The following is a 25,387-nucleotide window of genomic DNA, read 5'->3' on the forward strand; positions in this document are numbered from 1 at the left end:
AAGTCCCGTCGATAGGGGTGTATCGAAGGATTTGAACATTACTCGCGACGTCAGAAGTGGTTTTCCCGACCGATCAATGCCCATACCGTTTTGCCCGACGAGGTCGGGGTCGCACCCCATGCCCGGCACATAGCGGCGACGATGGCCAGTCCCGAGACGACATCCGCGCCGAGGTCGGCATCTTCATGCCGCCCCGGCAGGTGGGAACTGCTGTCCTCCACAGCGACGGTGACTGTGTCTTGATAGCTCTCGACGATCAGCACCGGTGCGCTCTCCGTGTGGTCCAGAACGTTTTCGACGAGGACAGTGGCCAGTGTGGCAGCGACCGGTATCACCTCACTGATGTCCCACTGGGTGAGCCATTCGGCGATCACACTGCGCGCGACCTGCAGGCTGCTGACGTTTCGCGCAAGGCTGGCGCGCGCCCGCCGACGGACCTGGAACAACCGGTCCTGCAGGGCATTTCGGGCGAGCTCCAGGCTGGCGTGTATCGGCACATAGCGGGTAACACCGGCGTTGATCATCTCCTGCTGCACCCACGCCTCGCCACACACGAGCAGGATCGGCACGTCCGGCCAGATGCTGACGTGCCAGCGGGCGCTGGTGAATACGGTCCATGCGGAAGCCGACGGCGCGCGCAGACGGTTGATGTCGACAATCACCGCACGGGGCTCGTCGATCGCGGCCTTGATGACGGCGTCGCGAACGGTCCGATAGGTCGAGCTGTCCAGCACGCCCTCGATGGTCAGGATCGGTAGGTCTTCTGAGGTTTCCAGCTCGATTCGGACCGCCGGTCGATCGTTACTCATCCGGTTTCGCCCTCCTGCTGGGCAGCGGTCGACAGCCGGTCGCTGAGCAGTGTCAGGGCACGCTCGGTCTCGGCCGCAATTGCCGTGTAGCGCCGGTGCAGTGGACCGGTTCCGGCTTTGCCGGCCATGTCGCGGGCTAGCTTGGCCTTTTCCTGCAGGCTGCGCACCGCGATCCACAGCGCCCCCTCGAGCTCGGCGTCCCGCGCGCCGAGCAGCGCCTCGGCCGTCCACGCATGGCCCACATGGCAGCGAAAGTTGGCCTCACTGATGGAGATCAGCGAGCCGTTGCAGTCGGGACAGGTGTAGCCCGATGGGGGCCCCAGTTTTTCGGTGTCGAAGTCGGTCGCGAACCGCGACATCATGGCGATGCGGTTCTCGAGCTCCATGGCGGCGTCGCGCTCCATGTCAAAATCCCTTATCTCTCGGTGCGACAGCTCTTTGAGGACCGCGCCGATATCGGCCGCCGGGGACTGCCGATCCACCACGCCGGCCCGCGCGGCGGTGGTGGGCATCGCCGGGAACAACGCGTCCTCGGGCGCCTGCGCGATGGTGGTGCCGCCGCGCGAACGGATGGCTCCCATTCCCAGCACGCCGTCATCGAGCACGCCGGAAAGCAACACGCCGATTGCGCGGGGCCCGAAGTTCAGGGCCACCGACCGGAACAACGCGTTGATCGCAGGCCGGTGCCCGTTCTCGGTTGGCCCCTGCGACAGGAGTACATGATGGTCGGCGACCAGCAGATGGCGATCCGGAACCCCGACATAGATGCGCCCCTGTTCCAGGGGTGCCCCGTCCTCGGCGGCGACCGCGGGCAGCGGACCGCTGCGGTCGATGATGCGGGCCAAGATGCTGGGCGCGCCGGGGGGGATGTGCAGCACCATCAGATAGGCGTAGGGCACGTCCGGCGATAACCCGGCCGCAAGGTTCGACAGCGCTTCGACGCCTCCCGCCGACGCACCGATCGCTACCACACCTTGCAGGGCGCCGACTTCAGCCGTCTCAACCACCACTTTCGACTACCCCTATAGATGGTAGGCAACCCTTTCCCTCCTGGATAGGGCTGCGGTCATCCCGTTTGCGCCGGTCAGACGGTGGTACTCCCCACGGTTGAAAGGAGGCGAGCCATGGCCGCCGATCAAAATCCGAAACAGCGCGATCTGGACTCCGCGCGGTTCCGCCGTGACACCGGATACCTGACCACGCAACAGGGCGTTCGCGTCGACCACACCGACGATTCGCTGACGGTCGGTGAGCGAGGACCGACACTGCTGGAGGACTTCCACGCCCGCGAGAAGATCACCCACTTCGACCACGAACGCATCCCGGAGCGCGTGGTGCACGCACGTGGAGCCGGCGCCTACGGTTTTTTCGAGCCATACGAAGACTGGCTGGCCGATCACACCGCGGCGAAATTCTTGACCACTCCTGGCCTTCAGACGCCGGTGTTCGTTCGATTCTCCACGGTGGCCGGGTCGCGCGGATCGGCCGACACGGTGCGCGACGTACGCGGCTTCGCCACCAAGTTCTATACCGAACAAGGCAATTACGACCTGGTGGGCAACAACTTCCCGGTGTTCTTCATCCAGGACGGCATCAAATTCCCCGACTTCGTGCACGCGGTGAAACCAGAGCCGCACAACGAGATTCCGCAGGCGCAGTCCGCACACGACACATTGTGGGACTTCGTGTCGCTGCAGCCCGAGACCCTGCACACCATCATGTGGCTGATGTCGGACCGGGCGCTCCCGCGCAGCTACCGCATGATGCAGGGCTTCGGCGTGCACACCTTCCGGCTGGTAAACAACAGCGGGGAAGGCACTTTCGTCAAGTTTCACTGGAAGCCCCGGCTCGGGGTGCACTCACTGATCTGGGACGAATGCCAAAAGATCGCCGGCAAGGATCCCGATTACAATCGCCGCGATCTGTGGGAGGCCATCGAGTCCGGGCAATACCCGGAGTGGGAGCTGGGCGTGCAGCTGATCGCCGAGCCCGACGAGTTCGACTTCGATTTCGATCTGCTCGACGCGACCAAACTCATTCCGGAAGAACAGGTTCCGGTTCGCCCGGTGGGCAAAATGGTGCTGAACCGCAACCCGGACAATTTCTTCGCCGAGACCGAGCAGGTGGCGTTTCACACGGCGAACGTGGTGCCCGGCATCGACTTCACGAACGATCCGCTGCTGCAGTTCCGCAACTTCTCCTACTTAGACACTCAGCTGATCCGCCTGGGCGGCCCCAACTTCGCTCAACTGCCGATCAACCGGCCGGTGGCCGAAGTGCGAACCAACCAGCATGACGGCTACGGACAGCACGCGATCCCGCAGGGGCGCTCGAGCTACTTCAAGAACAGCATCGGCGGCGGCTGCCCGGCGCTGGCCGATGAGAACGTCTTCCGCCACTACACAGAGCGACTCGACGGGGAGACAATGCGCAAGCGCGCCAAGTCGTTTGAGAACCACTACAGCCAGGCGCGGATGTTCTGGCTGAGCATGTCGGCGGTCGAAGCCGAACACATCGTTGCCGCGTTCGCCTTCGAGCTCGGCAAGGTCGAAGTGCCCGAGATCCGTTCGGCCGTGGTGGAACAACTCGCGCGAGTCGACAGTGGGCTGGCCGCGCAGGTGGCGGCGAAGCTGGGTCTTCCCGATCCGCCCGAGGAGCCCGTCGACAATCGGGTGGCCCCGTCGCCGGCGCTCTCCCAGATCGGTGTCAGCGACACCATCACCTCGCGCAAAATCGCGGTCCTGGCCGCCAACGGTGTCGACGTGGTGGGGACGCAACGCCTCATCGAGCAGATGGGCGAACGCGGCGCCATGGTCGAGGTGTTGGCACCGGTCGCCGGTGGCACGTTGGAGGGCGGATCCGGCGGCGAGCTTCCGGTCGACCGATCGTTCACGACGATGGCATCGGTGCTTTATGACGCCGTCGTGGTGGCGTGCGGGCCACAATCGGTGCAGACCCTGTCCGACGACGGCTACGCGGTGCACTTCGTGACCGAGGCCTTCAAACATCTGAAGCCGATCGGCGCCTACGGGGCGGGCGTCGACCTGCTCCGCACGGCCGGCATCACGAATCGACTCGCCGAGGACACCGACGTCGTCAACGATCAAGCCGTCATCACCACCAAAGCCGCTGCCGATGAGTTGCCGGACCGCTTCGTCGAGGAGCTGGCCGCCGCTCTCGCCCGCCACCGTTGCTGGGAGCGGCGCACCGACCCGATTCCTGCCTAAGACGTGGTTTTCTCCGCGCCCGGGGCGGGCACTCCGAGATTCGGGGCGTCTCATGGTGGACAGGAGGATCGCTGATGCCGCGTTCGTCGATCAAGAATGAAAAGCTGTATCAGGATTTGCGTAAAAAGGGCGACTCCAAGGAGAAGGCCGCGCGCATCTCTAACGCGGCCGCCGCCCAGGGCAAGTCGAAGGTCGCGCGTAAGGGCGGCAAGTCCGGGTCTTATCAGGACTGGACCGTGGCGGAACTCAAGAAGCGGGCCAAAGAGCTTGGTATGTCCGGCTATTCAAGCCTGACCAAAGACAAGTTGGTCGCCAAACTGCGTAATCACTAGCTGGTGAGGCCGAGCCGCTCGGCCAGCACCAAGAACGCGACCGCGTAGTCGTTGTCCTTGGTCATCGTTCGGATCGCCTCCCAGTCCAGCCGTTCGCGTACCGCGCGCACCGCCGGCAGCAACCTGGCGAAGTCGCAGTGGTGCTCGTGCAGTGCCCGTAGCTGCTGGACGATCACCAAAGTGGGCGGCAACACCGCCATGCCGATGGCGAGCACCTCTTGCTGTTCGGCGCGGTCCAGCATGCCCGCGTCGACCGGGACTCCGTTGATCCGGTGCAGGACGTCGACGAGCGTGTCGGCGCTGCGGGCCTTGAACAGCCAGTCCTCCGGCGGACGCTCGATGACGAATCCCGCGTCGGCCAAGGTTGTCACGGCCGCTTCGACATCGGACTCCGCCACCACCAGGTCCACGTCGTGACGGGGTTCCGGTGCCCCGTAAACCCATAACGCATAACTGCCGGCCAGGGCGAAACGTGGTCCGTTCGCCTTGAGAGCTGACGCCGCGCCACGCAGCGCGTCCCGCAACGGCGTGGCGCACGCGGGTGGATCGGGCTGGGCTTCGGTAGCTGCCATGGTGAATAGGTCATACCCGGCCTGTCCCGGGAGCAACCTGGCGAGGCGGCCAAGGCCGTTTAACTTGTGGCGAACTGGGAAATCTCGGGGTTATGTCAACCGCCGTGCCATGCGCCTATGACGCTGCCGCTGTAGTGGTCGGTCAGCTGAGGTCCGGCGCGCACACGGTCGGCCACCACACAGATCGTGACACCGACTTGTCGGTGATCACGTCGAAGCGAATCCCGGCTCGGGACCCGTACGGATTCGCCGATTACCTCACACCATTGGGGAGAACGGCGGCGGGTGATTGCGCGTGACGGCGGGCCTTGTTGAGCACTGGCTGGAGTCCGGACGACTTGAGTTGCCCTTTCCCGCATCGGGGCGCACAGCCGAACGCTGGCAGCGTCTGGCGCGCCTGGCCGAAGAGAACATCGTGGCGGCCAGGATCGCCGAAGCGCACGTCGATGCGGTAGCGATACTTCACGAATTGGGCGGCAAGCCGCCCGAACCGGGCCAATTGTGGGGGGTGTGGACGGCCGAGGCGCCGGACGCCGTTCTGACGGCCACCAGCAACGACGGCGCGTTCTCGCTGAACGGGACGAAGGTGTGGTGCGCGGGCGCGGGATTCTGCACGCACGCGCTGGTCACCGCGCGCCTTGACGACGGAACGCGCGGGCTGTTCGCCGTCGCCGCGATAGACCCCACCGTCAAGGCGTTGCCCAGCACGTGGTGGAACGCCGGGATGGCCGGCAGCGATACCAGGCCGGTCCAGTTCACCAATGCCCAAGCCGTGGCGGTGGGCGATCCCGACGCCTATCTGGAGCGGCCCGGGTTCTGGCACGGCGCCATCGGTGTGGCTGCCTGCTGGCTGGGCGGTGCGCGGCGGGTCGCCGACCCGCTATACCGCTGCGCCGCAAGCCAGTCGGCCGACGCGTACTCGCTCGCGCACCTTGGCGCGGTGGACGCCGCGCTCGCCGCCGGCGATGCGATCCTGTCCGCAGCGGCGACTCAGATCGATGACGACCCCTTCGACAGGGCCGGCACAGCGCAGCTTCTCGCCCGTCGAGTCCGCACGGTGGTGGAACACGCGGTCGATGAAGCGATTACGCGCACCGGGCGCGCTCTGGGCCCCGGCCCACTGTGCCAGGACGGCCGGCACGCGCAACGCGTGGCCGATCTGAGCATCTACATCCGGCAAAGCCATGCGGAGCGGGATTTGGCCGAGCTCGGACGCCTGGCGGGACAGCAGGGGATGCGGGCGCCATGACAACCGCGTCGGCGGGCAACCGCACCCGGTTTGCGGCCGAATCGCTCACCCACGGCGGCACGCCAGCGCCGTTGTGGCTGGCCGCTTTCGCGGAGAGCCCCCTGCCGACGTTGGATCTCACGGAGTGTTTACGGCTGATCGTCGTGGCTCCTCACCCCGACGACGAAACCCTCGGGCTGGGCGCCACAATCGCTCAGCTGACCGCGCGCGGGGTTAGCGTTCGAGTGGTCTGCGTCAGCGACGGTGGCGCCGCCCGGCCCGGCACGTCAGCGTCGGAGCGGCTTCGCAGGCAGACCATCCGTCGTTGCGAATTACGCAGAGCGACAAACCTTTTGAACGCCCCGCCGCCGTTGATGCTGGGTCTGCCCGACGGTGAGCTGGCAGACCACGAAGACGGTATCACCGAGACGCTGACCGAAATCCTCGACGAGGCCGGACCCGGGACCTGGTGTGCGGCGACGTGGCGCGGGGACGGCCATCCCGACCACGAAGCCGTCGGCCTCGCGGCTTCGGCCGCGTGTGCGCGTACCGCGACGACATTGTTGGAATATCCGGTGTGGATGTGGCACTTGGCATTTCCAGCCGACGAGGCGGTGCCGTGGGACCGGGCCTACTCGGTGCCCGCACCCAGTTGGGCGTCGGAACGCAAACTGCGTGCGGCGCAATGTTATCGAAGCCAATTCGAGCGCAGTGGCGACGGCGCCGCGCCCAGGTTGCCGGGCTGCGTGCTGCCGCGCTTGCGCGCGGTGGGCGAGGTCGTCTTTCGGTGACCCGCACCGACCGCCGGGTGTTCCAATCAGGATGCGCCCCCGTCGGTTCGTGTCGTAGCGAGCCCGCGCGTCGGGGACGGCGGCGACTGCACCGGGAAAAAAGTGATAGGGGAAACCTATGCGTGTGGCGACGTTCAACATCCTGCACGGGCGCACGGTCGGCGACGGCGTGGTGCTCCAGCGGCTGCGTGACTGCGTACAACGCCTCGATCCGGACGTGCTGAGCTTGCAAGAGGTCGACTGCGACCAACCGCGCTCCGAGCGCGCCGACCTGACCGCAGCGGCGGCCGAAGCCATGGGCGCCGTGGAACACCGGTTCGTGGCGGCGATTTCGGGCACGCCGGGGGCGACCTGGATGGCCGCCACGGGCCGCGAGCAACCCGGCACCGCCGCATACGGAATCGCGTTGCTGTCCCGATACCCAGTCACCAGCTGGCAGGTGCTACGGCTGCCCCGCATACCGATGCGGTTTCCCATGTACCTCCCGGGACCCAACCGGGTCATGGTCGTCAACGAGGAGCCGCGCGCGGCGGTCATCGCGCAGATGCGCACGCCCCTGGGCGCGCTCACGGTGGCCAACACTCACCTGTCCTTCGTCCCGGGCTGGAACCGGCGTCAGCTACGCCGACTGATTCATGACCTGCGCGGCTTTCCCGGACCACGGCTGCTGACCGGGGACTTGAACATGACCCCGAAGGCGGTGGGCCGGTGGTCGGGCATGCGGACGTTGGCCACCGCCCAAACGTTTCCCGCGGACACGCCCAATCGCCAGCTCGACCACATCTTGACCGACGACCGCCGGCTGCGCGGGGGCGTCGTGGGATCGGACCTGATGACCATTTCCGACCATCGTCCGCTGGTGGTCGATCTGCAGCGGGCCTGAGATTTCAACCGTCGGCCGAAGGCATCTCGTCGGCGCAGCCGCCATACCCGACGCGCGAAAGGGGCCCGGTCCGTCAATCGGACCGAGCCCCCTGCGGGTGACCTACTGGTTCTTCTTCTGCCGCTCCTCGGCGGCGTCGGCGCCCGCGCGCGCCGACTCAGCTTCGGCTTCCTTCTTGCCCGCATCGCGTTGAGCGTCGGCTTTGTCCTGCTGGGCCTGGCCCTCTCTGTGCAAGTCGTCGCGCCCGAGCACGGCCCCGCCGACCTCTTTGACCTTCCCCTTCACGCCTTCCACGGTGCCCTTGACCGCTTCCTCCGGCCCGCTCTTGTCATCCCCCATGGGTTCAACCTCCCTCTCGGTGATTACTGAGCTTGCGCTCGCATGGCACCTAGGGCGTTCCCACCGCACGCCCCATCAAACGCGCGCGGTCCGCGTGACCCTTCGACGCGACCGCCGAATCCGTCCGTTTGAACGAGGCCTGTTTGGGTAGTAGCCACGCCGAAGGGGGTGATGGCGCTGACCACTATCGCCGTGATCGGCGCGACCGGCACCGCAGGTACCCGCATTGTCGCCCGGCTGAGGTCGCGCGATGTCGCCGTCGTAGAGATATCGCGTGAGCATGGTGTCGACCTGTTTGACGGGCCCGGTCTTTCGCGCGCGCTCAAGGACGTTGACGTCGCCATCGACGTGTCCAACCCGGTGCCTCCCGACGGCCGGTCCGACATCGGCCAGACCCTGGCGGCGGCCTCCCACAACATCGTGGGCGCGTGTGCCGCGCAAGAAGTTCAGCGCCTGGTGGTGTCGACGATCGCCGGAATCGAGGACCCCGTGTTCGACGGCTTCGCCTATTACGAAGCCAAGCGCAGGGCCAAAGACATCATGCTCGACGGTCCGGTACCGACCACGATCGTCAGGTCGACGCAATGGTTCGAATTCGCCACCAACGACGACGCGGTGACATGCAACTCCGACGAGGTCATCGTCGAGGACTGGCTGATTCAACCCGTCGCCGCCGATACGGTCGCCGACGTGATGGTCGAGGCGGCCCTGGGGCAGCTACACGCACCGCGCACCATCACCGGCCCGGACGCCATCCGGCTGCCCGATCTCACATCCAAACTCCTTGCCCAGCAGGGCGATAGCCGACAGGTGCGAACCGTGCAGCCCGCGGTTGCCGCACTGGGCGCCGGAGCGCTGCTCGCTCCCGGCCAGGCCGTCGTCGTCGGCCCCGGCGTCGACACGTGGCTGCAGACCCTGGCTCCCCCCGGCACCAACGGCCACCATTGCGCCGACGGCTCGAGTCCGCACTTCGGGACCAGCCAGTAAATAACGATCCCGTCACGATCCCGCCGACGATTCCCTAAGACCCCGGCCGTTTTCTTAAGAATTCGTTGCTCCTTTAATCGTTCGCTTAGCAAACGACCGCCGGAAAGGGGGTAACGACCGCTAGCGTTCGTCGTCGGCGAACATCAGCGAATACTGCCACCGTCCGCTTCCGCTACTTTGGATTCCGAGGATCGGGAGCCTCTCGCAGAAACAATCATTTTCGTTTCGAAGGACAACAAGATCATGAAAATCAGCAGTATCGTCGCGCGCCGGAAAGCGGCCGGGATCAGTGCCGGCTGCCTGCTCGGGGGAATGGCGATGGGCATCATCGGTGCGCCCTCGGCGGCCGCAGCGCCCGACTGCAGCCCAGCCGGTGTGAACAACACCGTTTCCTCGGTGGAAGGCTCCGCCCAGCAGTATCTGGCGGCGCATCCGGGCGCGAACCAGGTGGTGACGGCCGCCTACGGGCAGCCGCGGCCGGAGGCCGAATCGAGCCTGCGCGGCTACTTCACCGGCCACCCGCAGGAGTACAACGACCTGCGCGGCATTCTGGCGCCAATCGGCGACACCGAGCGGCAGTGCAATGTCACCGCCCTGCCGCCGAACCTGGAGTCGGCTTACCACGAGTTCATGGCCGGCTGATTGCGCTACGACACGACCCGCCACAGCGCCGTGGCGGGTCGTTGCCATGTGGGGGCGCTAGTTCGGCCGTGTGAACAACTTCTCCGGCGGGTAATTGTGCAGTCAGCTACCAGAATTGGAGGGCGGAAAATGCGGCTGCGCCGGAGCGTGCTGAGCAAGCCTGGTATCGCGCGCAAGCGTCGCGGTAAAGGCTTCGCCTATTACCAGCCGGATGGCAAACCGCTGTCCGACCCGGAAACCCTGCAGCGCATCAAGGATCTGGTCATCCCACCTGCCTGGAAGAACGTGTGGATTGCGCCGTACAGCAACGGCCACATCCAAGCCGTGGGCGTCGACGCCGCCGGGCGGCGGCAGTATCTGTACCACTCCCTCTGGCAACAGGAACGCGCCGAGGAGAAATTCGACCGTGTGCTGGAACTGTCGACGCGGCTGCCGGTGTGGCGCGCCGAGATTGCCAAAGACCTGACGCGCAAGGGCTTGACCCGCAAGCGGGTGCTGGCGCTCGCGCTGCGGCTGCTCGATCGCGGGTACTTTCGCGCCGGCGGCGAGCAATACGCCGAGGAGAACGAGTCCTACGGTCTGTCCACCCTGCTATGTGAGCATGTGGTGGTCCGGCGCGATGCGGTCGAGTTCGATTTCCCCGCCAAGAGCGGAGTCCGGCGCACCGTGGAAATCGAGGATCCCGACGTGGTCCGCGCGGTGCGTGCGTTGACGCGCCGCCCCGACCGCACCGAGCGATTGCTGGTGTGCCGCACCTCATCCGGCTGGCTCGATGTTCGTGCCGCCGACCTGAACGAGCGATTCAAGGAACTGGTCGGCGACGAATACACCGTGAAGGACCTGCGGACGTGGCATGGGACGGTGCTGGCGGCCGCGGCATTCGCCGACGCGGACCCTGCCGTCTCTCGCCGGGTGGCCAAACGCGTTGAATCCGCAGTGATGAAAGAGGTGGCCGAGGAGCTGGGCAACACTCCGGCGGTCGCGCGCGGATCCTACGTCGACCCCCGCGTGGTCACCGGTTACGAGCAGGGGCTGACCATCGCGGCGGCGACCCGCCGCGCCGAACGCGCCCGCAAACCCGACGTCGCCCAGGAGATCCTGGACAAGGCCACCCGCATGTTGATCCGGCGAGTGGCCAAGGGCCACAGCGCTGGTGGATCCTCGGCGCTGCCCAAATCGGCGTGAGCGGTCGCGCCAGCTGAAAACTGGCTGAGAGTCGCCTGACCTGCCGAATAACACCGGCGAATCCGGGTAACCGGGCTCGTGTGGGAAGTGCCCAAGTCGTCCTCGCGGCGGCAGCCTGCGTGGGTCTCGTCTGTCAGCGGCGGCCGCTAGCGGCTGGTTCGCGTCTCGACAACGGTGCCACGCAGGTGGTTCAAACAATAGCCACACCGCCCATCCGCCAGCACAGTAGGACCGTCTGCCGAGGAGCGAAAACATGTCCAAAAAAGAGGTTTCCGACTATCTGCTAGAGCGCTTGCGGGCGTGGGGCGTTGAACATGTATTCGGGTACCCCGGCGACGGCATCAACGGCCTGCTGGCGGCGTGGGGACGCGCGGACAACAAACCCAAGTTCATCCAGTCGCGCCACGAGGAGATGAGTGCCTTCGAGGCGGTGGGCTACGCGAAATTCACCGGCCGGGTCGGAGTTTGCGCCGCCACCTCGGGCCCCGGCGCGATCCACCTGCTCAACGGCCTCTACGACGCCAAGCTCGACCATGTTCCGGTGGTGGCCATCGTCGGCCAGACCAACCGCAGCGCGATGGGCGGAAACTACCAGCAAGAGGTCGACCTGCTGACCCTTTTCAAGGACGTCGCCAGCGACTACGTCCAGATGGTCACCGTCCCCGAACAATTGCCCAACGTGCTCGACCGCGCGATCCGCATCGCGATGACCCAGCGGGCCCCGACGGCGTTGATCATCCCCAGCGACGTCCAGGAGCTGCCATACTCTCCGCCCGAACACGCGTTCAAGATGGTGCCCTCCAGCCTCGGCATCGAATATCCGGAAATCGCCCCGGACGACACCGCCATCGCGCGCGCCGCCGATGTGCTGAATGCGGGCAAGAAGGTCGCCATGCTGGTGGGCTCCGGCGCCCGCGGCGCCCAAGACGAGCTCGCCGAAGTCGCCGACCTGCTCGGTGCGGGCGCGGCGAAGGCGTTGCTGGGCAAGGACGTGTTGTCGGACGAATTGCCCTGGGTCACCGGCTCGATCGGCTTGCTGGGGACGCGGCCGAGCTATGAGTTGATGCGCGACTGCGACACGCTGCTGACCGTCGGCTCGAGCTTCCCGTACACGCAGTTCCTGCCGGAATTCGGTCAAGCGCGCGCGGTGCAGATCGACGTCGACGGCCGGATGATCGGCATGCGCTACCCGTTCGAGGTCAACCTGGTTGCCGACGCGAAGACCGCACTGCGGGCGTTGATCCCACACCTGCGCCGCAAAGAGGACCGCTCGTGGCGCGAGGGCATCGAGAAGACCGTGGCCCGCTGGTGGGAGACCATGGACAAGGAGGCCATGGTCAGCGCTCACCCGGTCAACCCGTTGCGATTGTTCTCGGAGCTGTCGCCGCAGTTGCCCGACAATGCCATCGTCGCAGCCGATTCCGGCTCGTCGGCCAACTGGTATGCGCGCAATCTGCGCTTCCGCGGCAACATGCGGGGCTCGCTGTCGGGCAACCTCGCCACGATGGGCCCGGGGGTTCCGTACGGCATCGGCGCCAAGTTCGGCCACCCGGACCGGCCCGTCATCGTGTTCAGCGGTGACGGCGCAATGCAGATGAACGGCATGGCCGAACTGATCACGATCAAGCGGTACTGGAACGAGTGGAAAGATCCGCGCCTGATCATCGCGATCCTGCACAACAACGACCTGAATCAGGTCACCTGGGAAATGCGGGCGATGGCCGGCGCGCCGAAATTCGCGGAGTCCCAAAATCTTCCCGACATCGACTTCGCCGCGTTCGCGGCCAGCCTGGGCCTGAACGCGATGACCATCAAGGACCCGGAGGAGCTCTCGGACGCCTGGCGCAACGCGCTGTCCGCGGACCGCCCCACCGTGCTGGACGTCCACACCGACCCGGACATGCCGCCCATCCCCCCGCACGCCACCTGGGAACAGTTCAAGTCGGCGACCGCGGCGGTGCTCTCCGGTGACGAAGACCGGGTGGGCTTCGTCAAGGTCGGACTGAAGACCAAGGCGCAGGAGTTCTTGCCGCACAAGAAGAGTTGACCCGCGCGGGTCAACTCACCAGGCTCGCGCCCGCGCTGCGCAGGTCGTCGACGAACGAGTTGTACACCTGATCGTGTCGGTCGCTGCGGTCGCGCAGCACCGACGAGGGGTGCACCGTCGCAAAGACGATCGGCTCCGGTGTGAGGTCGACGTCGACGGACGCCGGCAGCCGCAGTTGTTGGCCACGCTGGGTGGAAACACGAAAGGTGTTGCCCAGCAAGGACTGCGCGGCCGTCGCACCCAGGCACACGACGACTTGGGGCCGCACCGCCTCGATCTCGGCGATCAGCCATGGTCGGCACGCGACTACTTCGGTGCGGCCGGGCTTTTGGTGGATGCGTCGCTTGCCGCCCTTACGGGTGAACTTGAAGTGCTTGACGGCGTTGGTCTCATAGACCAGCGCCGGGTCGATGCCGGCATCGTCGAGAGCACGGGCGAGCAACCGCCCGGCCGGGCCTACGAACGGCTCGCCAGCGCGGTCCTCCTGGTCGCCCGGTTGCTCGCCCACCAACATGATCGGCGCCCCGGAATTCCCGTTGCCGAACACCGTTTGGGTGGCGTCTTCGAAAAGTAAACAGCCGTGGCACGTTTCGGCCGCGTCGCGCAGCGCGTCGAGGTCCCGCTGCTGCGGAAGGTAGCGGTCGGCCCCGGGTGCGTTCGATGTTGCGGCCATGGTGCGCTGAAGGGCGTGGTACCCCCCGCTCCCCCACCGAGCAGGGGGTACCACGCCATGGGTGGCTGCGTCAGCCTTTGCCGAGGATGGTGTCGCGGGCCCGGTCAAGCATCGCCGCGAACGGTCCGGCGGCCAGATTGGCCACCTGCGATTCCACTCCGGGGTGCGGGCGGGTGGGCGCAATCGCCTCGGCGAGCTTGGCGGCGCGCCCCATGCGCTCGAGCTCCTCGCCGCTCAATTCCTCACCCAGCTTGGCGAATTCGTCGTACTCCTCGTGCTCGGCGTGTTCGATGACCGCGTCGCGCAGCTTGGTCAATTCGCGAGTGAACTCCTCGCTGTCGACGTCAAGCTTTTCCAGCTTCTGCAGAACGGTCTTGGCTTCGTGCTCTTCGTGGAGGCGCTTGTCGACCACGGCGGCGCCGTCGGAGATCTTGCGCTTGGCGCGGGGGTGCACGATCTCCTCCTCCGCGGTTTCGTGGACGGCGAGCAGCCGCCGAAGCTCGACGAAGGCCTTCTCGCGGGCCTTTCCGGACGCCGCCAGTGTCTCGGCGAACATCGCTTTGATCTGCTCATGCTGACTGACGAGGAAGTCGACCACGTCGGTGGGCGACTTGATGGCGTTCGTTGCCACAGTGTCCCTCCCATCTACTTTGGTTCGACGCGCAAGGCTGTGCGCGCTCCGTCAACGGCTACCCGACGAATCCGGGCGTCAAACGGAGTGTGGCCGCGCCCGCGCGGGGTATGTACTGGACAAACAGCGAAAGGAGCTCGCGGTCGATGGATGCCGAAATCGATTCCCGCACTCGCCACCGCATCCGGGCTCTGTTGCGCTGCGGAGTCGTCGGCGTGCTCGCGACGGCCGCGCTGAGCACGGGCTGTTCGCGCCCCGGAGCATCGCTGGAAGCCGCGCCCGACGTCGAACTCTGGCAGGCAGGCGCCGCGTTGCACGAGCCGGTGTGGTCGTATCGGATAAACGCGTTGGTCGCGCTCACCGACGACCACCGATTGGCCGAGGTCAGTGCCGGCGATCACGGCGCAGGGGCCAAGACGCGGTTTTCCGCGCCCATGGCGTCCGGGCGCAACCTGCAAATCAGCCGAAAAGACGAGCGGGTGGTGTTCGTGCCACAACCCGAGCGCGGCAAGGTGGCGGAGGTCGACCTGGAAAGCCTGCGCCAGGTCAACGATTTTGACGCCGGACCGGCGCCGGCCTACCTGACCGAGGATTCGGGATTGCGGATGCTGCTTGCGCTTTCGGCGGATGGGAAGGCGGTGACGCCGGTGGATCAGTACGGCTACCGCAAGCTCCCCACCGCGACCACCGGCGAGAGCGCGGACACCATAGACGGCGCCAATCGCGGCCGCGAGCTGGACTACCACCTGTTCGGCTCGTCGGGCATCCGCCATTTCCAGGGGACATCGTCGCCCGCGGCGGAACGCGGATCACTGGACTTCGACGTCGCGGTTTCGGCGGGCGACGGCACCGCGGTGACACGCAGCTACGTGGCCGGACGCGACGACGACACCCTGCGCGCCGTCGACTCGCGCCGCGGCGGAAAGGGATTGGAGGTGCTGGCCAGCACGCGGTTACCGTCCCCGATCCGCGAACTCGGCACCGACGACACCAGGATCTATGCGGCCACCGACCACGAACTGGTGACGCTGGAGGCGGCGTGCTTCACCGGTTTTCCGGACGGTCACATCCCGGTACTGCGCGCCATCGATTACCGGTCGGGGCTGCCACCCGACGCCCGGGCGGCCCAGCTCTCGGGAATGGCCGTCGGGCCGCATCGGGTCTACCTGACCTTCGCGCACGCGCCCTACGTGGTCGGCATCGCCAAACCGCGCCTGTGACGGGTTTGCCCAAGCGCCCTCGTCGGCTACATTTCGGGCAGGTTCTCCCCGCTAAGGAGGCACTGGGGTGACCAACCCGCAGGACCCGTACTGGCAAAACCCGCTCAGCTATGACCCGCTCGGCCGCGTCCCGCCGGCCGACGAGGAGCTACCCGACGAGCTGCCCACCGCGCCTTCGCCTTTCACGCCGCCGCCAGCGCCCTACCGCCCGCCGGTCAACACCATGGCGACGCTGTCGCTGGTCTTCGCATTCCTCTTCGCGCCGGCGGGGGCGATTCTGGGACATCTCGGCCTGTCGCAGATCCGCCGCACCGGCGAACTCGGCCGCGACCGCGCGCTGGTGGGCGTGACGCTGTCGTACATCTTCATCCTGTTGGCGGTCGTCGCCCTGGCCGGGTGGGCCACGCTTTCCGGTTCGACCTCCCCGAACCGGACGCCTCCCGGGTCCAGCACGGCGGCCGGGCCGCCGCCGCCCACAGTCCCCCCGGAGACCATCGCCACGCTGCTACCCGGGCTCGACGCCCTGCGGAACATCACCGGCGATGCGAACCTCGATGCCGGACCGACCTGGAACAGCCCCGGCCGACCCGCGGATGACGGCAGCATCGACCGCCCGGAGTGTTGGGGAAGCATCGCCGCCGGCAGCCCGGACGCCTACCCTCCGGGGGCGCTGGCCGGATATCACGCCGGGCAATTCACCGATACGCGCAGCATGCTGAAGTCGATGCAGGTCATCCAGGGCGTGGGGGCGTTCCGCGATCCCGCCGCCGCCCAGGCCCAGCTTGCGGGCTTGTTGTCGGGATGGCGCCAGTGCGGCGGCTACACCGTCACCGTGACCGCCCCCGGCGGACGGCCGATCCCGATGTCGTTGGGCACGCCCGCCGACGCCGGCAACGGCATCACCACCCTGGATCTGACGCCCAAGGCCATTCAGGTGCGCTCGGCGCGGGCGATCGCCACCAAGGCGAACGTCGTCATCGACCTGAGCGTGTCCGCCAACGGCACCACGGACAGCGGGCCGCCCCGCGCGGCCGCGGTCAGCATCGCCAACTACATCCTCGGCAAGATCCCCGGCTGAGCGGGCTACGGTTCGCCGCGACCCACGAGCGTGGCGACCCGCAGCGCCCGGCTCCGCCGCGCTCGCGATCGCCACTACGCTGAGCCCATGAAATTTGTCGACGTCGACGGGGTCGGCCGGGTCAGCCGGATCGGCCTGGGCACCTGGCAGTTCGGTTCGCGCGAATGGGGTTACGGAGATAGCTACGCCGCCGGTGCAGCCGGCGACATCGTCCGCCGCGCCCTTGCCATGGGGGTGACGCTGTTCGACACCGCCGAGGTGTACGGCCTGGGCAAGAGCGAGCGGATCCTGGGCGAAGCCCTCGGCGACAAGCGCGCGGACGTCGCGGTGGCCAGCAAGATCATGCCGGTCGCGCCCTTTCCCGCCGTGGTCAAGCAGCGCGCCCGCGCCAGCGCGCAGCGGCTGAGGCTGGACCGGATCCCGCTTTATCAGATTCACCAGCCCAACCCGGTGGTGCCGGATTCGGTGATCATGCCGGGCATGCGCGACCTGCTGGAGCGCGGCAAGATCGGCGCGGCCGGCGTCTCGAACTATTCGCTGCAGCGCTGGCAGAAGGCCGACGCCGCGCTCGGGCGCCCGGTGATCAGCAACCAGGTGCACTTCTCGCTCGCCTTCCCGAAGGCGCTGAAGGACCTGGTGCCCTTTGCCGAGCGGGAGAACCGCATCGTGATCGCCTACAGCCCGCTGGCACAGGGCCTGCTCGGCGGCAAGTACGGCGTCGACAACCGCCCCGGCGGCGTGCGGGCGGTGAACGCGCTGTTCGGCGCCGAAAACCTGCGCCGCGTCGAGCCGCTGCTGCAGCTGCTGCGCGACGTCGCCAAGGACGTGGACGCCAAGCCGGCGCAGGTGGCACTGGCCTGGTTGATCAGCTATCCGGGCGTCGTCGCGATTCCGGGCGCCTCCAGCGTCGAGCAGCTCGAGTTCAACGTCGCCGCCGCCGACATCGAACTGCCCACCGCATCACGTGACGCGCTCACCGAGGCGGCCCTGGCGTTCCGGCCCACGTCGACGGCGCGTTTCCTCACCGACCTGGCCAAGGAGAAGCTCGGCCGCGGTTAAGACTGGTTGGCCTCGGCGAACGCGGCGGGGCTGGCCGGCGCCCCGCGCGCCACCACGAGCGGCATCGATGTCGAGGCGTTGGTGCGCAGGATGGTGTGGACGACGTCGACGAGGTCCTCGACCGGCATCAGCTTGCCGGGCATGCAGCCGCGCGCCGACCACAGCGGCACCGCTTTCATCGCGAGATCCATATCCCAGCCCTCGTTCATGCCGGTCTGGCTGTCACCCTCTCCGCCCGCGCACTCCCCGACGATCAGGTTGGTGAAGCCGATGTCGGAGTGTTCGGCTCGCCACGCTTCGACGAGCCGCTCCAGGGCGGCCTTGCTGACGCCGTAGGCGCCCAGACCCGGCCACGGCGGCCCGAAGGTGCCGGCGTCGGAAGACAGGTACACTGCCTTGCCGGCCGACGCGGTGAGGTAAGGCACCGCCGCGGCCGTCACCAACGATGCGCCGATGACGTTGGTGTCGAAGATGCGCCGCCACGTGTCGGCGTCGGTGTCCACCATGCGGACCAGCGGCCCCACCGCGGGTGTGTAGACGATGTTGTCGATGCCGCCGAGGGCGTCGGCGGCGTGGTCGATGGCCGAGCGGCAGGAGCCCTGGTCGGTGACATCGCATTCGACGGCGATCGCGTTCGGGCCGGCGTCCTTGGCCGCGGCTTCGATGCGCTCCCGGCGCCGGGCGAGTAGCGCGACCTGATCGCCGCGCTGCGCAAGACCGACGCCTATGCAGCGCCCCAACCCACTGGAGGCGCCGATGACCACTGTCCTTGACATATTCGCCCTCTCCTGTAACGACCCCGCTGCAGCCACAGCGTATCGGCAGGCGGCGCGTTACGTAACGTTCGGGCGGGTTTGTGTCAACGTGGTCAGCCGCCGTCGGGCGCCTGCAGCACCACGGCGGTATGCGCGTCGACGGTGAAAGTACCTCCGCCGGGCACCTCGTCGGCCGGTGTGGTCTCTTCGGGCCCGGTGAAGACCACAACCTGCCAAGAAGCGCCGAATTCCTTTGGCGGCAAGGTGAATTCGATCGGCTCGTAGTGGGCGTTGAAGCACAGCAGGAAGGAGTCGTCGAGCACCCGTTGCCCCCGCGGATCGCGGTCGGGGATGCCGTGCCCGTTGAGGAACACGGTGACGGATTTCGCGAAGCCCGCGCCCCAGTCCTCCTCGGTCATCTCGGTGCCTTCCGGGGTGAACCAGGCGATGTCGGCCAGCCCGTCCTGACCTCGACGCCCCAGCGGTTTGCCGGAGAAGAAGCGGCGCCTGCGGAAGACCGGGTGCTCGGCGCGCAGCGCCGACACCGTCCGGGTGAATTCCAGCAGCCCGGCGTCGGCGCTGTCCCAGTCGATCCAGGTGAGTTCGTTGTCCTGGCAGTAGCCGTTGTTGTTGCCGTTCTGGGTACGACCGAGTTCGTCGCCATGGCAGATCATCGGCACGCCCTGGGACAACAGCAGCGTGGTCAAAAAATTGCGCTGCTGGCGGGCGCGTAGCTGGTTGACCTGTTCGTCGTCGGTGGGACCCTCAGCTCCGCAGTTCCAGGACCGGTTGTGGCTCTCGCCGTCGTTGTTGTCCTCGCCGTTGGCCTCGTTGTGTTTTTCGTTGTAGGACACCAGGTCGCGCAGCGTGAAGCCGTCGTGGGCGATGACGAAGTTGATCGACGCCACCGGCCGCCGGGCGGTGTGCTCGTAGAGATCCGCCGATCCGGAGAGTCGATAGGCGAACTCGTCCAGGGTGGAGGGCTCGCCGCGCCAGAAGTCGCGCACGGTGTCGCGGTACTTCCCGTTCCACTCGGTCCACTGCGGCGGGAAGTTGCCCACCTGGTAACCACCCGGGCCGACGTCCCACGGCTCGGCGATGAGCTTGACCTGGCTGACCGTCGGATCCTGCTGCACGAGTTCGAAAAACGTTGCCAGGCGGTCGACGTCGTAGAACTCGCGGGCCAGCGTCGAGGCCAGGTCGAACCGGAAGCCGTCGACATGCATCTCGGTCACCCAGTAGCGTAGCGAGTCCATGATCAGCTGCAGCGCGTGCGGATGTCCGACGTTGAGGCTGTTGCCGGTGCCGGTGTAGTCCATGTAGTACTGCTTGTCGTCCTCGACCAGCCGGTAGTAGGCGGCGTTGTCGATGCCGCGCATCGACAGGGTCGGGCCCAGGTGATTGCCCTCCGCCGTGTGGTTGTAGACCACGTCGAGGATGACCTCGATGCCGGCCTCGTGCAGCGAGCGCACCATGGCCTTGAACTCTTGAACCTGGCCGCCCGGCGTGGTGGCGCTGGAGTACTTGAAGTCGGGTGCGAAGAATCCGATCGTGTTGTAGCCCCAGTAATTCGACAGCCCCTTGTCCACCAGGGTGGAATCGTTGGCGAAGTGGTGCACCGGCATCAATTCGATGGCTGTGATGCCGAGGTCCTTGAGGTGCTCGATGATCACCGGGTGCGCCACCGCGGCGTAGGTGCCGCGCAGCGGCTCGGGGATGTCGGGGTGGGTCTGGGTCAGGCCCTTGACGTGCGCCTCGTAGATGACCGAGTCGGCATATTGATGGTCCGGCGGCCGGTCGTTACCCCAGTCGAAGTAGGGGTTGATCACGACCGACTTGGGCATGCTGGCCGCCGAGTCGTCGTCGTTGCGGCTGTCGGGGTCGCCGAAGTTGTAGCTGAACAGCGACTGATTCCATTCGAACGAGCCGTCGATGGCTTTCGAATACGGGTCCACCAGCAGCTTGTTCGGGTTGCACCGGTGCCCCGCGGCCGGGTCGAACGGCCCGTGCACGCGGTAGCCGTAGCGCTGGCCCGGTTCGATGTTGGGGATGTACGCGTGCCAGATGAAGCCATCGACCTCCGGCAGGGTGACGCGGCTCTCGACACCCTCGGCGTCGAACAGGCACAACTCGACGCGCTCGGCCACTTCGCTGAACACCGCGAAGTTGGTGCCCGCGCCGTCGTACGTCGCCCCCAGCGGGTAAGCCCTGCCCGGCCACACCTCTCCGGTGGGTGTGGGAGCGACAGCGTCTGCGGTGGTCATGGCGCAATCAATACCCTGCTTACCGGACCGTCAAACTGTGCGTCACGCCCGAAAGCGCCGCGACTTACTGGAAAGCCTTGGCGCATAGGAGATCACGGCTTGAGTATGACCTTCACCGCACCGTCCTGCTTCTTCTGGAAGATGTCGTAGGCGTGCGGGGCCTCGTCGAGGGGTAGCACGTGGGTGGCGAAGCTGTCGACGCCGAGCGGGTCTTCGTCGGTCAGCAGCGGCATGATGTCATCGACCCAGCGCTTCACGTTGGCCTGCCCCATCCGCAGCGTCACCTGCTTGTCGAACAGGGTGAGCATCGGCAACGGGTCGGCCATCCCGCCGTACACGCCGCTCAACGAGATCGTGCCGCCGCGCCGCACGATGTCGATGGCGGAGTACAGGGCACTGAGGCGGTCCACGCCGGCGGTTTGCATGACCCGCTTGCCCAGCACATCGGGCAGCAACCCGGCAACCTGCTGTGCCAGTTTGGCCGCCGGCGAGCCGTGCGCCTCCATTCCCACCGCGTCGATGACGGAATCGGTTCCCCGCCCGTCGGTCAGGTCGCGGATCACGTCACCCAGCGGGGTGTCGAGCCGACTCGAATCGATGGTGTGGATACCGCGTTTCGCGGCGCGGGTGAGCCGCTCGGGCACCAGGTCGACGGCGATGACGCGGTAGCCCAGGTGATCGGCGATGCGCGCAGCCATGTCCCCGATGGGACCCAGCCCCAGCACGGTCACCGAGCCGCCATCCGGGACGTCGGCATAGGCCACCGCCTGCCACGCGGTCGGCAGCACGTCCGACAAGTAGACGAAGCGTGAATCCGGCGGTCCCACAGGAACTTTGATGTGGGTGAACTGGGCCTGCGGGACGCGCAGCAGCTCTGCCTGTCCGCCGGGGACTTCGCCGTAGAGCTCCGAATAGCCGAACAGGGCGGCGCCCATACCCTGATCGCGCACCTGAGTGGTCTCGCATTGGGTGAAGAGCTGTTGGTCGCACATATGGCAACTGCCGCAGGAGATTTGGAAGGGGATGACCACCCGGTCCCCCACCCGCAGGTCACCCGTTTGACCGCCGACCTCCCGCACGATGCCCATGGCCTCGTGCCCGAGGATGTCCCCGGGGTTCATGAACGCCCCGAGAATCTCGTACAGGTGCAGGTCGGACCCGCAGATATTGGTCGAGGTGACTTCGATGATCGCGTCGGTAGATTGCTCGATCTTCGGATCGGGCACCGATTCCACCCGCACATCGCGTTTGCCGTGCCACGTGACAGCCTTCATGGGAGGGCGATACCCGTCTCGCACCCGTCGAAACCGCTTTGCCACCGCTGTCGCGAATGGCTTTAACCGCGGCGGTGTTTGAGGGGATGTTCGCTGTCGATGAGGGCGGCCGCGACGTCCACCAGCCGGATGTTGGATTGCTGCGAAAGACGGGTGAGCAGCCCGAAGGCTTCGACGGAATCGAGGTTGAAGCGCTCCATGATGACGCCCTTGGCCTGCCCGATGATGTCACGCGTGGCCAGGGCGCTGCGAAATTGGTCCTGGCGGCGCATCATCGTCCAGGCCAAGGCGATATGGGTGGCGTACACCGTGCCCAGCTCCACTGACTCACCGCCGAATGCGCGCGGGGCGTCGGCGTAGAAGTTCAGCGCTGCCATGCTGCTGCCGTCGACGAACAGCTCATAGGACAGGATGGAACGGATCGGGGTCTGCTCGAGCGCATGCCGCCGGTAGCGCGGCCAGCGCTGTTCGGCGTCCAGGTCGGCGATATGCATGATGTGGTGTTCCCAGGCCGCGGCCAGGCACGGCCCCTCGCCGTACCTGTTCTGAATCGCGTCAAGAACCATCGGGTAGTGATGCGTGGCGGCCACGCTGCTGACCGACCGGCTCTTCTCGGCCAACGTGATTCCCGCATACTTGGCGCCGGTCACGTGGTCGACGCCGTTATCGATCAGCTCGTGCAGCCCGGCCGCGGTATCGCCGTTCTCCCGCTCCAGGTTCGTCACCAGCTCCACAAGCTGATTGACGATGGTGGCGCGTCCATCTCGCATCGAACATCACCCCCTCGGGCCTGTCGGGCCGCAGAGCCCCTTCTCGCAGGGGTCAGAGTGGCATTGACAAGTGTATGAGCCATTTAGCGAAGCGCAAGGCCGGACAACGAATGCCCATCAAGCGATGACCGCCCACCCAGCGCACAGAGGGGCTTCGGTGCGAAGGTAACATCAAAAACTGCCCCGCACAACGTCTTTCGCGTCGACCGCGAGCGCGGGATCGAAGGGGCACCGCGCCGGTCCCCGACGGCCGCCTACACTCGGCTGGGTGACCTCCATTGTGATCGTGGGAAGCGGCTTCACCGGATTCACCTGCGCCCGTCGGCTGGCCAAAATTCTGCGGCGGCGGCGCGCCCCGGTCGACATCACGATAATCTCGCCGGTCGACTACATGCTCTACACGCCACTGCTACCCGACGTCGCCGGTGGTGTCGTCGATGCCCGCTTTGTCGCTGTGCCACTGGCCAATTCGCTCAAGGGTGTCCGCGCTGTGCGTGGACGCGTGGACGCTGTGGACTTCGCCCGGCACACGCTGACCTATTGCGATCCCGAAGAGCGCAGCCATTCCATGTCCTGGGATCGTTTGGTGCTGACGCCCGGTTCGGTGACGCGGTTGTTCGACGTACCGGGGCTCGCCAGGCACGCGCGCGGGCTGAAAACCACTGCCGAAGCCCTCTATCTGCGAGACCATTTCGTGGAACAGCTGGAGCTGGCCAACATCGAAGACGATGCCCGGATGGCCGCCGCCCGGCGCACCGTCGTGGTGGTCGGCGCGTCGTATTCGGGCACCGAGCTGGTGGCGCAGCTGCGCGCTCTAGCCGATGCCGCGGCCAAGCAGATGGGTTTCAACCCCGCCGAGGTGCGGTTCTTGCTGCTGGACCTGGCCGACCAAGTGATGCCCGAGGTGGGGAAGAAGTTGGGTGACGCCGCGCTCAAGGTGCTACGTAAGCGCGGCATCGACGTTCGGCTCGGCATCACCCTCAAGGAGGCGCACGCCGATCACGTTGTGCTCAGCGATGATTCGCGCATCGAGACACGCACGATCGCGTGGGTGACGGGGGTAGTCGGCGCGCCGTTGATTCAGAACCTGGGGCTACCGACGGAGAAAGGCCGGCTCACCGTGCAGCCCGATCTGCAGGTGCCCGATCACCCCGACGTCTTCGCGGCCGGTGACGCGGCCGCGGTGCCCGACTTGACCCAACCGGGAAAGGTCACGCCGCCGACCGCCCAACACGCGACCCGGCAGGGCAAGGCGCTGGCCCGCAATGTCGCGGCCAGCCTCGGTTACGGCAGCAGCAAGGAGTACAAGCACCGCAACCTCGGCCTGGTCGTCGACCTCGGACCGCGCTACGCGGTGGCCAACCCGCTCAACATCCACTTGTCCGGATTGCCCGCCAAGGCCGTCACCAGGTCGTACCACTTGTACGCGATTCCACGCGGCGTCAATCGGTGGGCGGTGTCACTGGCGTACTTGACCGACTTGCTGTTCACCCGCTCGGTCGTTTCGATCGGGTTGTCCTCGGAGGACGACGCGCAATTCACCGCCAGCGAGGGCATCCCCATGCCCAAGACCAGTTGACTCGACCGGCGTCAGCCTTCGGCCGACTGTTGCGCCATCGCGTAGGCGAGTTGAAGGAAGTCCGCGCCGGCCAGTGCGGTGAACACCCCGGCGACGAGCCGGGTGAACCTGGGTGCGAAAACCAGGCCGATGGCGAATCCCGTGGCGACCCACATGTCCAGGCAGAAGGGGCAGGTGAGCAACTCGCCCAAGCTGTGCCGGAGCTGACTCTGGTCGCGGGCCTCTTCCTGGACTTCCGCCGGTCCGCCCGTGCCCGCGTAGTGCGTGAAGGGCGCTCGCAGCGGGCTCGTCACCGCGTCCTTGGTCAAGGTGCGCGACAGCTTGTGGGTGCCCAGGGTGAGCAGGACGAGGTCCTGGACCCGCCACCGGGTCGGAAGTGTGCGCCCGCTGGCCAGCGCGGCCAGCACCGCAAAGACCACTACGACGCCATAGACGAACATCACCGCCAGGTAGCCGCCCAGTGGCCGGTCGTTGTCGCCCCGGTAGGCATCGGCTTCCTGCCGCGCGCTGCTGGCGACCTGGGCACCGGTATCCGTCAACTCACCCATCGCTTCTCCTCAAAGGCATAGCGGGTTGGGTACCCGGCGTCGGCCGGCGCAATCCGGAACGGCTCAGGCTGTGTCCGGTTCGACGGCGTTGGTCCTTTTTGCGGCTTCCCGCAAGGTGCGGTTGGTGGACCGCAGGTCGGTGTTGGCCGCCGACAGCGTGGCGTTGTGATCTTCCAGGTCGAGGATGCGCGCGACGCCCGCCAGGTTGACCCCGGAGTCGACCAGCTCACTGATGCGTCTGAGCCGCATCAGGTCGTCGGCGCTATACCGGCGGGTGCCGCCTTCGCTGCGGGCGGGTGTGATCAAGCCGTAGCGCTCGTAGAGCCGCAATGACTGCACCGCGATCCCGGACAATTCGGCGGCCACCGAGATGCCGTACACACCATGGTCGGACGAGGGGGCACCCGCGTCGCCGCGGTAGTCGGCCATCACCCATCTCCTTCAACCACCCGCACAAAAAATCTATCTAGCACACTTGCATCATTCTGTCGAGA

General features: G+C 66.6%; 25 protein-coding genes. 13 read left to right on the top strand and 12 right to left on the bottom strand.

Annotated features, from left to right (window positions below; all coding sequences use genetic code 11):
• Positions 1-50 precede the first annotated feature (50 nt).
• On the bottom strand, positions 51-809 hold the full coding sequence (locus tag AC5Y7E_RS10050; protein WP_499948776.1) for an STAS domain-containing protein: 759 nt from the start codon (positions 807-809) through the stop codon (positions 51-53).
• Positions 806-1,819, bottom strand: a complete 1,014-nt coding sequence (locus tag AC5Y7E_RS10055) for a chemotaxis protein CheB (protein ID WP_499948778.1) — start codon at positions 1,817-1,819, stop codon at positions 806-808. Before AC5Y7E_RS10055 ends, AC5Y7E_RS10050 begins: the two co-directional genes overlap by 4 nt.
• Positions 1,820-1,933: 114 nt before the next feature.
• Between AC5Y7E_RS10055 and AC5Y7E_RS10060 the strand changes: the two genes are divergently transcribed.
• Both AC5Y7E_RS10060 and AC5Y7E_RS10065 read left to right on the top strand, forming a co-directional pair.
• Positions 1,934-4,036, top strand: coding sequence for a catalase (locus tag AC5Y7E_RS10060; RefSeq protein WP_499948780.1), 2,103 nt, complete (start codon positions 1,934-1,936; stop codon positions 4,034-4,036).
• A 74-nt stretch (positions 4,037-4,110) separates the two neighbouring features.
• Positions 4,111-4,368 carry a DUF7218 family protein gene (locus tag AC5Y7E_RS10065; RefSeq protein ID WP_499921913.1) on the top strand — a complete coding sequence of 86 codons (258 nt, stop codon included), beginning with the start codon at positions 4,111-4,113 and terminating at the stop codon, positions 4,366-4,368.
• Here the strand turns inward: AC5Y7E_RS10065 and AC5Y7E_RS10070 are convergent.
• Positions 4,365-4,940, bottom strand: coding sequence for a nucleotidyltransferase family protein (locus AC5Y7E_RS10070; protein WP_499921911.1), 576 nt, complete (start codon positions 4,938-4,940; stop codon positions 4,365-4,367). The genes AC5Y7E_RS10065 and AC5Y7E_RS10070 overlap by 4 nt on opposite strands.
• A 295-nt stretch (positions 4,941-5,235) precedes the next feature.
• On the opposite strand from AC5Y7E_RS10070, the gene AC5Y7E_RS10075 reads away from it, so the two are divergent.
• The 3 genes from AC5Y7E_RS10075 (at position 5,236) to AC5Y7E_RS10085 (ending at position 7,842) form a co-directional block, all read left to right on the top strand.
• Entirely contained in the window at positions 5,236-6,189 is a 954-nt protein-coding gene (locus AC5Y7E_RS10075; RefSeq protein ID WP_499921910.1) for an acyl-CoA dehydrogenase family protein, read from the top strand.
• A complete protein-coding gene (locus tag AC5Y7E_RS10080; protein WP_499921908.1) occupies positions 6,186-6,959 on the top strand; it encodes a PIG-L deacetylase family protein in 774 nt (257 codons plus the stop codon). Before AC5Y7E_RS10075 ends, AC5Y7E_RS10080 begins: the two co-directional genes overlap by 4 nt.
• 118 nt (positions 6,960-7,077) lie before the next feature.
• Positions 7,078-7,842 (top strand): endonuclease/exonuclease/phosphatase family protein, encoded by a 765-nt coding sequence (locus AC5Y7E_RS10085; protein ID WP_499921906.1) that lies wholly within the window; start codon positions 7,078-7,080, stop codon positions 7,840-7,842.
• Positions 7,843-7,944: 102 nt separating this feature from the next.
• Here AC5Y7E_RS10085 and mbp1 read toward each other — a convergent pair whose 3' ends face one another.
• Positions 7,945-8,181, bottom strand: a complete 237-nt coding sequence (mbp1, locus tag AC5Y7E_RS10090) for a microaggregate-binding protein 1 (protein ID WP_499921904.1) — start codon at positions 8,179-8,181, stop codon at positions 7,945-7,947.
• 168 nt (positions 8,182-8,349) lie between these two features.
• Between mbp1 and AC5Y7E_RS10095 the strand changes: the two genes are divergently transcribed.
• The 4 genes from AC5Y7E_RS10095 (at position 8,350) to AC5Y7E_RS10110 (ending at position 13,042) form a co-directional block, all read left to right on the top strand.
• A complete protein-coding gene (locus AC5Y7E_RS10095; protein WP_499921902.1) occupies positions 8,350-9,168 on the top strand; it encodes an SDR family oxidoreductase in 819 nt (272 codons plus the stop codon).
• 243 nt (positions 9,169-9,411) lie between these two features.
• On the top strand, positions 9,412-9,810 hold the full coding sequence (locus tag AC5Y7E_RS10100) for a heme-binding protein (protein ID WP_499921967.1): 399 nt from the start codon (positions 9,412-9,414) through the stop codon (positions 9,808-9,810).
• Positions 9,811-9,939: 129 nt separating this feature from the next.
• Positions 9,940-10,995, top strand: coding sequence for a DNA topoisomerase IB (locus AC5Y7E_RS10105; RefSeq protein ID WP_499921900.1), 1,056 nt, complete (start codon positions 9,940-9,942; stop codon positions 10,993-10,995).
• A gap of 253 nt (positions 10,996-11,248) precedes the next feature.
• Positions 11,249-13,042, top strand: a complete 1,794-nt coding sequence (locus AC5Y7E_RS10110; RefSeq protein WP_499921899.1) for a thiamine pyrophosphate-requiring protein — start codon at positions 11,249-11,251, stop codon at positions 13,040-13,042.
• Positions 13,043-13,052: 10 nt separating this feature from the next.
• On the opposite strand, the gene AC5Y7E_RS10115 is transcribed toward AC5Y7E_RS10110, so the two are convergent.
• Positions 13,053-13,715 (bottom strand): UdgX family uracil-DNA binding protein, encoded by a 663-nt coding sequence (locus tag AC5Y7E_RS10115; protein ID WP_499921897.1) that lies wholly within the window; start codon positions 13,713-13,715, stop codon positions 13,053-13,055.
• Positions 13,716-13,785: 70 nt separating this feature from the next.
• On the bottom strand, positions 13,786-14,346 hold the full coding sequence (locus AC5Y7E_RS10120) for a hemerythrin domain-containing protein (RefSeq protein WP_499921896.1): 561 nt from the start codon (positions 14,344-14,346) through the stop codon (positions 13,786-13,788).
• Positions 14,347-14,492: 146 nt separating this feature from the next.
• On the opposite strand from AC5Y7E_RS10120, the gene AC5Y7E_RS10125 reads away from it, so the two are divergent.
• The 3 genes from AC5Y7E_RS10125 (at position 14,493) to AC5Y7E_RS10135 (ending at position 17,703) form a co-directional block, all read left to right on the top strand.
• Complete coding sequence (locus AC5Y7E_RS10125) at positions 14,493-15,566, top strand: hypothetical protein (protein ID WP_499948784.1); 1,074 nt, start codon at positions 14,493-14,495, stop codon at positions 15,564-15,566.
• Positions 15,567-15,633: 67 nt separating this feature from the next.
• Positions 15,634-16,644, top strand: a complete 1,011-nt coding sequence (locus AC5Y7E_RS10130; RefSeq protein ID WP_499921893.1) for a sensor domain-containing protein — start codon at positions 15,634-15,636, stop codon at positions 16,642-16,644.
• An 87-nt stretch (positions 16,645-16,731) separates the two neighbouring features.
• Positions 16,732-17,703: an aldo/keto reductase gene (locus AC5Y7E_RS10135; protein WP_499921965.1), complete on the top strand. Its 972-nt coding sequence runs from the start codon at positions 16,732-16,734 to the stop codon at positions 17,701-17,703.
• On the opposite strand, the gene AC5Y7E_RS10140 is transcribed toward AC5Y7E_RS10135, so the two are convergent.
• From AC5Y7E_RS10140 to AC5Y7E_RS10155, 4 genes are all read right to left on the bottom strand, one after another.
• On the bottom strand, positions 17,700-18,467 hold the full coding sequence (locus AC5Y7E_RS10140) for an SDR family oxidoreductase (RefSeq protein ID WP_499921963.1): 768 nt from the start codon (positions 18,465-18,467) through the stop codon (positions 17,700-17,702). The two genes, AC5Y7E_RS10135 and AC5Y7E_RS10140, sit on opposite strands and share 4 nt — an antisense overlap.
• A 104-nt stretch (positions 18,468-18,571) precedes the next feature.
• The gene (gene glgX / locus AC5Y7E_RS10145) at positions 18,572-20,722 is read right to left on the bottom strand and encodes a glycogen debranching protein GlgX (protein WP_499921891.1); all 2,151 of its coding nucleotides are present in this window, start codon (positions 20,720-20,722) and stop codon (positions 18,572-18,574) included.
• A 92-nt stretch (positions 20,723-20,814) separates the two neighbouring features.
• Positions 20,815-21,996: a zinc-dependent alcohol dehydrogenase gene (locus AC5Y7E_RS10150; RefSeq protein ID WP_499948786.1), complete on the bottom strand. Its 1,182-nt coding sequence runs from the start codon at positions 21,994-21,996 to the stop codon at positions 20,815-20,817.
• A gap of 62 nt (positions 21,997-22,058) precedes the next feature.
• A complete protein-coding gene (locus AC5Y7E_RS10155) occupies positions 22,059-22,766 on the bottom strand; it encodes a GAF and ANTAR domain-containing protein (RefSeq protein WP_499921888.1) in 708 nt (235 codons plus the stop codon).
• Between the two features lie 268 nt (positions 22,767-23,034).
• Here AC5Y7E_RS10155 and AC5Y7E_RS10160 point away from each other — a divergent pair, with 268 nt between their 5' ends.
• Positions 23,035-24,345: an NAD(P)/FAD-dependent oxidoreductase gene (locus AC5Y7E_RS10160; RefSeq protein ID WP_499921886.1), complete on the top strand. Its 1,311-nt coding sequence runs from the start codon at positions 23,035-23,037 to the stop codon at positions 24,343-24,345.
• An 11-nt stretch (positions 24,346-24,356) separates the two neighbouring features.
• Here AC5Y7E_RS10160 and AC5Y7E_RS10165 read toward each other — a convergent pair whose 3' ends face one another.
• Entirely contained in the window at positions 24,357-24,893 is a 537-nt protein-coding gene (locus AC5Y7E_RS10165; RefSeq protein WP_499921885.1) for a DUF1360 domain-containing protein, read from the bottom strand.
• Positions 24,894-24,956: 63 nt separating this feature from the next.
• Entirely contained in the window at positions 24,957-25,322 is a 366-nt protein-coding gene (locus tag AC5Y7E_RS10170; protein ID WP_499921883.1) for a MerR family transcriptional regulator, read from the bottom strand.
• Positions 25,323-25,387: the final 65 nt, after the last annotated feature.

The organism is Mycobacterium sp. NGS17 (assembly GCF_059813205.1).

Excerpts from the sequence above, each read along its gene's own strand:
- AC5Y7E_RS10050 (WP_499948776.1), bottom strand. The coding sequence starts at position 809 with ATGAGTAACGATCGACCGGCGGTCCGAATCGAGCTGGAAACCTCAGAA.
- AC5Y7E_RS10060 (WP_499948780.1), top strand. The coding sequence starts at position 1,934 with ATGGCCGCCGATCAAAATCCGAAACAGCGCGATCTGGACTCCGCGCGG.
- AC5Y7E_RS10065 (WP_499921913.1), top strand. The coding sequence starts at position 4,111 with ATGCCGCGTTCGTCGATCAAGAATGAAAAGCTGTATCAGGATTTGCGT.
- AC5Y7E_RS10070 (WP_499921911.1), bottom strand. The coding sequence starts at position 4,940 with ATGGCAGCTACCGAAGCCCAGCCCGATCCACCCGCGTGCGCCACGCCG.
- AC5Y7E_RS10080 (WP_499921908.1), top strand. The coding sequence starts at position 6,186 with ATGACAACCGCGTCGGCGGGCAACCGCACCCGGTTTGCGGCCGAATCG.
- AC5Y7E_RS10085 (WP_499921906.1), top strand. The coding sequence starts at position 7,078 with ATGCGTGTGGCGACGTTCAACATCCTGCACGGGCGCACGGTCGGCGAC.
- mbp1 (WP_499921904.1), bottom strand. The coding sequence starts at position 8,181 with ATGGGGGATGACAAGAGCGGGCCGGAGGAAGCGGTCAAGGGCACCGTG.
- AC5Y7E_RS10100 (WP_499921967.1), top strand. The coding sequence starts at position 9,412 with ATGAAAATCAGCAGTATCGTCGCGCGCCGGAAAGCGGCCGGGATCAGT.
- AC5Y7E_RS10105 (WP_499921900.1), top strand. The coding sequence starts at position 9,940 with ATGCGGCTGCGCCGGAGCGTGCTGAGCAAGCCTGGTATCGCGCGCAAG.
- AC5Y7E_RS10110 (WP_499921899.1), top strand. The coding sequence starts at position 11,249 with ATGTCCAAAAAAGAGGTTTCCGACTATCTGCTAGAGCGCTTGCGGGCG.
- AC5Y7E_RS10115 (WP_499921897.1), bottom strand. The coding sequence starts at position 13,715 with ATGGCCGCAACATCGAACGCACCCGGGGCCGACCGCTACCTTCCGCAG.
- AC5Y7E_RS10125 (WP_499948784.1), top strand. The coding sequence starts at position 14,493 with ATGGATGCCGAAATCGATTCCCGCACTCGCCACCGCATCCGGGCTCTG.
- AC5Y7E_RS10135 (WP_499921965.1), top strand. The coding sequence starts at position 16,732 with ATGAAATTTGTCGACGTCGACGGGGTCGGCCGGGTCAGCCGGATCGGC.
- glgX (WP_499921891.1), bottom strand. The coding sequence starts at position 20,722 with ATGACCACCGCAGACGCTGTCGCTCCCACACCCACCGGAGAGGTGTGG.
- AC5Y7E_RS10150 (WP_499948786.1), bottom strand. The coding sequence starts at position 21,996 with ATGAAGGCTGTCACGTGGCACGGCAAACGCGATGTGCGGGTGGAATCG.
- AC5Y7E_RS10155 (WP_499921888.1), bottom strand. The coding sequence starts at position 22,766 with ATGCGAGATGGACGCGCCACCATCGTCAATCAGCTTGTGGAGCTGGTG.
- AC5Y7E_RS10165 (WP_499921885.1), bottom strand. The coding sequence starts at position 24,893 with ATGGGTGAGTTGACGGATACCGGTGCCCAGGTCGCCAGCAGCGCGCGG.
- AC5Y7E_RS10170 (WP_499921883.1), bottom strand. The coding sequence starts at position 25,322 with ATGGCCGACTACCGCGGCGACGCGGGTGCCCCCTCGTCCGACCATGGT.